At 67.7% G+C, this 5,260-nt stretch carries 4 protein-coding genes; all 4 read left to right on the top strand.

Going from position 1 to position 5,260, the window contains the following annotated elements:
• The first annotated feature begins 236 nt into the window (after positions 1-236).
• Positions 237-1,823 (top strand): DUF2125 domain-containing protein, encoded by a 1,587-nt coding sequence (locus J0F76_RS19730; protein WP_207472098.1) that lies wholly within the window; start codon positions 237-239, stop codon positions 1,821-1,823.
• Positions 1,824-1,899: 76 nt separating this feature from the next.
• A complete protein-coding gene (locus J0F76_RS19735; RefSeq protein WP_207472100.1) occupies positions 1,900-3,249 on the top strand; it encodes a TldD/PmbA family protein in 1,350 nt (449 codons plus the stop codon).
• Positions 3,236-4,015 carry an inositol monophosphatase family protein gene (locus tag J0F76_RS19740; RefSeq protein ID WP_207472101.1) on the top strand — a complete coding sequence of 260 codons (780 nt, stop codon included), beginning with the start codon at positions 3,236-3,238 and terminating at the stop codon, positions 4,013-4,015. The genes J0F76_RS19735 and J0F76_RS19740 overlap by 14 nt, the downstream gene beginning before the upstream one ends.
• A 94-nt stretch (positions 4,016-4,109) precedes the next feature.
• A complete protein-coding gene (locus J0F76_RS19745) occupies positions 4,110-5,177 on the top strand; it encodes an endonuclease/exonuclease/phosphatase family protein (protein ID WP_207472102.1) in 1,068 nt (355 codons plus the stop codon).
• Positions 5,178-5,260 lie beyond the last annotated feature (83 nt).

Genomic DNA, 5,260 nt, shown 5'->3' on the forward strand with positions numbered 1-5,260 from the left:
CTGCGGTTTTTGGCGTAGGAACCATAAAGCTACAGTTCTTCAAGTGGTTAAGCCAGCCTCACCAACCCCTCACGAATAATCCGGGCTAGGTCGCCCGCCGGACACGCCCACCGGTCACGCCCGGTCACAAAACGTCCATCCGGCGCGGCGCGGCAGATCCGCGATTGCTCCCTTGGCGTTCCCGGGTCACTGTGCCACAAATCCCACAAGCAACGATTTTCTCGAAAGGTCCTGGCATGTTCCGCTTCGCTGCAACCTCGGCCCTGGCACTGACCGTCGGGGCCGCGCCGGTCCTAGCCGATGTCACCCCCGCCCAGGTCTGGGAAAACCTGGAAACGTATTTCACCGATTTCGGCTATGAGGTGACCGGCACGGTCGAGGATGCGGGCAGCACGCTGACCGTCACCGATGCCGTCCTGTCGATGGACAACGAGGGCGGCGCGACCACCGTCACCATCCCGAAGATGACCTTCCAGGAAACCGGCGACGCCAAGGTCCGCGCGGTGATCGACGGCGACATGGCGCTGGAAAGCAAGTTCAAGGTCCCCGCCCCGGCCGAGCCCGAGGCGGACGCCACCGCCGAGGGAACCGACACCCCCGCCGAGCCCGAGATGGTGGACATGACCATGACCGGCACCATCAAGGCGCCGGGCAATGAAATGGTCGTCTCGGGCACGCCCGAGGACATGCTGTACGAATACGACTATCCCTCGGTGGAATTCGACTTCGCCATGCCGGCGGGTCCCGAGTCCGGTGCCACGATCCCCGTCAGCGGCGCGCTGACGAATGTCACCGGATCGCAGCGCAACGCCACGGGCGAGGCTTCGGAATACAGCTTCGACATGAAGGCCTCGGAAGGGACGATGGGGATCGTGGCCGACGTGCCCGCCGACCCCGAGACCGCCGAGGGCGGCGGCAAGGTCGACGTGCAGGCCAAGCTGACCGACCTGTCTCTTGCGGGGACCGCCCGGACGCCCGGCCAGTCCTTCGACCTGGCGACGCAGATGGCCGAAGCCCTGGCGGCGGGCCTGAACTTCCAGGGCACCTTCGCCTATGCGGCGATGGACACCCGCTTCGACTTCGCCGGCAAGGACGAGGCCGGCCAGGACCAGACCGGCAGCGGCAGCGTGGCGACCGGGGCGGCCGACGTGGCGCTGCAGATGTCGGAACAGGGTCTCGGCTACAAGGGCAGCGTTGCGGACACCAAGGTCGAGATGACGACCGGCAGCCTGCCCTTCCCCGTCAGCTACGCGGCGGTGAATTCCTCGTTCGATCTGCTGATCCCGGTCAGCAAGGCCGATGCGGCGCAGCCCTTCAGGTTCGCCTATGCGCTGGAAGGCCTGACCTTCGCGGACAGCATCTGGAACCTGTTCGACCCGAACAGCCAGTTGCCGCGCGACCCGGCCAGCCTGTCCATCGACTTGTCAGGCGACGCGGTGGTGGCGCAGGACCTGTTCGACCCGGCGCTGGCCCAGCCTGATCCCGCCGCCGCGCCCGAGGTTCCCTTCACGCCCCGGTCGCTGACCGTCAACAAGGTGGCGCTTGACGCGGTGGGCGCGACGGCCGACATCACCGGCCAGCTGGAATTCGGCGACAACCCGAACGAGCCCGTGGGCAAGCTGAACGGCACCTTCGCGGGCGTGAACGGCCTGATGGACAAGCTGGTTGCGATGGGCCTTGTCCCCGAGGAACAGATAATGGGGATGCGCATGATGCTGGCGATGTTCGCCAAGCCCGCCGAAGGCAATCCCGACAAGCTGACCTCGGAAATCGAGTTCCGCGAGGGCGGTTCGATCTTTGCCAACGGCCAGCAGGTCAAGTAGGGCCAGCCCGTTCGACAGCGGGCCGGGGCAGCCGTTCCGGCCCTGTTCGTTCGCGACACCCGATGAAGGAGAAGCGATGTCATCCGTGGATTTGCAGTCGCTGGCCGAATCGCTGGTCGATGCGGCCCGGCGGGCGGGCGCCGACGGGGCCGACGCCTTGGCGGCCCGTGGCCAGTCCACCAGCATCGACGTGCGCGGCGGCGTGCTGGAACATGCCGACCGCGCCGAGGGGGTCGAGATCGGCCTGCGCGTGCTGATCGGCGGCCGGCAGGCCAGCGTCTCGGCATCCGACCACAGCCCCGCGACCATCGCCGAGATGGCCGAACGCGCGGTGGCCATGGCGCGCGAGGCGCCGGTGGACGACACCCTGGGCCTGGCCGACCCCGACCAGCTTGCCCGCCAGCGCGACGCGGACGGATTGCAGATCGCCGACGACCGGCCCGATCCCACGCCCGATCTGTTGCAGGACATGGCGCTGAGGGCCGAGGCTGCGGCGCGCGACATGCCGGGCATTTCGCAGGTGGAAGCCGCCAATGCCGGTTTCAGCCGGCGCTTCCTGTGGCTGGCGGCCTCGAACGGGTTCTCGGGCGGCTACGAGCGCACGACGCACGCGATCTCGACCGTCGCCATCACCGGCGAGGGGCTGGGGATGGAACGCGACTATGCCGGGGAATCGCGCGTCTGGGCCGACGACCTGCCCGCCCCCGAGGAGATCGGCCGCCTTGCCGCCGAACGCACGCTGGCCCGCGCGGGATCGCGAAAGCCGCCGACCGGGGCCTTTCCGATCCTGTACGACCGACGGGTCGCGTCGTCGCTGATCGGGCACCTGCTGTCCGCCGTGAACGGCTCTGCCGTGGCACGCGGCGCAAGCTGGCTGCGCAAGGACATGGGCCAGCCGGTGCTGCCCGAGGGCTTCGACCTTCTCGAGGACCCGCTGCGCCCGCGCTATCCGATGTCGCGCCCCTTCGATGCCGAGGGGCTGGCGACGCGCCCGCGCACCATCGTCGGAAACGGCGTGCTGCAGGGCTGGACCCTGGATCTGGCCACCGCGCGCAAGCTGGGGATGGACAGCACCGCCTCCGCCGCGCGGGGCATGTCCTCGGCGCCCTCGCCCACGAACAGCAACGTGATCCTGACGCCGGGAACGGCCACGCAAGACGACCTGATCGCACGGATGGGCACGGGGCTGATCGTCACTTCGATGCTGGGCGCCTCGGTCAACGGGACGACAGGGGATTATTCCCGCGGCGCGGCGGGCTTCTGGGTGGAAGGGGGCCGCATCGCCTATCCCGTCAACGAATGCACCATCGCGGGCAACCTGCGCGACATGCTGATGACGCTGGAGGCGGCGAACGATGCCCTGCCCTGGCGCGGGGTCGAGGTGGGCAGCCTTCTGGTCGGGGGGATGACCGTTGCCGGCGCCTGAGGAGGATCTGGCCCTGCTGGTCCGGGCCGCGCAGGCCGCCGGACCGATCGCCCTGTCCTTCTGGCGGTCCGAGCCCAAGGCCTGGGACAAGCCCGACGACGCCGGCCCCGTGACCGAGGCCGACCTGGCGGTCAACGACGCCCTGCAGACCATGCTGACGGGCGCACGGTCCGACTATGGCTGGCTGTCCGAGGAAAGCGAGGCCGATGCCTCGCGCCTGGATGCCCGGCGCTGCTTCATCATCGACCCCATCGACGGCACCCGCGCCTTTATCGCGGGACAGCAGGGCTTTGCCCATTCGCTGGCCGTGGCCGAGGGCGACCGGATCATCGCCGCCGTGGTCCACCTGCCCGCCATGGAGATGACCTTCACCGCCTTTGCGGACGGCCCGGCGCTGCTTGACGGCAAGCCGATCCGGCCCAGCACGGCGGGCCTGCGGGACGCCCGCGTCCTGACCTACAAGTCCGCGACCGAGCCCGAGCACTGGAAGGATGGCCGGACGCCGCCCTTCCGCCGGGAATTCCGTCCTTCCCTGGCATGGCGCCTGTGCCTGGTGGCCGAGGGACGTTTCGATGCCGCGCTGTCGGTGCGCGGCGTCTGGGAATGGGACATCGCCGCAGGCAGCCTGATCGCCCAGCGGGCCGGAGCGTTGGCGACCGACCGGCACGGCCACCCGATGCGCTTCAACAGCCCGCGCGCCATGGTGGACGGGATGATCGTCGCGGGACCGCGCCTGCACCAGGAGATGCGGGCGGGAATGGCCTGAGGGCATGACGGCATTGTGACGGGCATCGGGAACCCGGCCCGTTCCCGGATTTCTGTGCTATCCTGCCCCCATGATCCTTCGGATGGATGGTTCGATGGCACGCAAGGACATCAGCATCGCCAGTTTCAACCTGCTCAACCTCAACCTGCCCGGCCAGCCGATCCATGACGGCGATGGCTGGTCCGAGGGCGAGTACGAGGCGAAGCTCGGCTTTTCGGAACGCATCCTGGATGATGTGGATGCCGACATCATCGGCTTCCAGGAATGCTGGAATGCCGACGCCCTGGCCGACATCTTCGAACGTCCCGCGCTGAAGGGGCGCTATGACCTGGTCGCCCGCACGACCGACCCGCCCGGCATCCAGGTCGCCCTGGCCGTCCGCAGGGGGATGCTGCAGGGCGAGCCCGAATGGATCGAGGATCTGCCCGAGGACGCCCGCTTCACCGACCTGCGCGAGGCGCGCGATGCCGAGGAGGAGGTCAGCGTCACGATCCGCCGGTTCTCGCGGCCCTTGCTGCGCGTCCTGGTGAACAAGGCCGAGGACACGCCCGACATCGTGGTCTATGTCGCGCATCTGAAATCCAAGGGGCCGACCACGCTTCGGGACGACGACGAAAACCCGGTGATGCGCAGGCACCGCTTCATCGCGCAAAGCGTCGTGTCCCATGTCCGCCGCATGGTCGAGGCGGGCGCCTTCCGCGCCATCCTGAACGACGAGATGCGCCGGAACGACACGCCGGTCGTGGTCCTGGGCGACCTCAACGACGGGACGACGGCGGTCTCGACCGAACTTCTGACGGGAAATCCGGGCTATCGCTTCTTTGCCAAGAGCACGGCGGGCCGGAAATCGGACCTTGGGCTTTACACCGTCGAGAAGCTGCAGCAGCTCCGGTCGTTCCGGCACGTCTACTACACCTACATCTTCAGGAACCAGATGGAGTCGCTCGACCACATCATGGTGTCCGATTCCTTTTACGACCATTCGTCGATCCGCAAATGGTCGTTCCGGGAGATGCGCGTGCTGAACGACCACCTGACCGCGACCGAGTCCGAGCGGAACCGGCTTGGCTACAACGACCACGGCATCATCGTCGCCCGCTTCGACTGGAATCCGATGGTGGACGAGGCGGAAAAGATCCTGGAGGAGGAGCGCCCGGCCTAGAGCCTGTTGCACTCAATCGACCTCATAACCTGCGGCTTTGAAGTAGTTGTAGCATTCCTCGTCGGAGAACAGATCGCAGACCT

The sequence above is a fragment of the Paracoccus fontiphilus genome, assembly GCF_017356265.1.
GTDB classification, from domain to species: Bacteria; Pseudomonadota; Alphaproteobacteria; order Rhodobacterales; family Rhodobacteraceae; genus Paracoccus; species Paracoccus fontiphilus.

Coding starts and splice junctions, on each gene's coding strand:
- J0F76_RS19745 (WP_207472102.1), top strand. CDS start 4,110: ATGGCACGCAAGGACATCAGCATCGCCAGTTTCAACCTGCTCAACCTC.
- J0F76_RS19735 (WP_207472100.1), top strand. CDS start 1,900: ATGTCATCCGTGGATTTGCAGTCGCTGGCCGAATCGCTGGTCGATGCG.
- J0F76_RS19730 (WP_207472098.1), top strand. CDS start 237: ATGTTCCGCTTCGCTGCAACCTCGGCCCTGGCACTGACCGTCGGGGCC.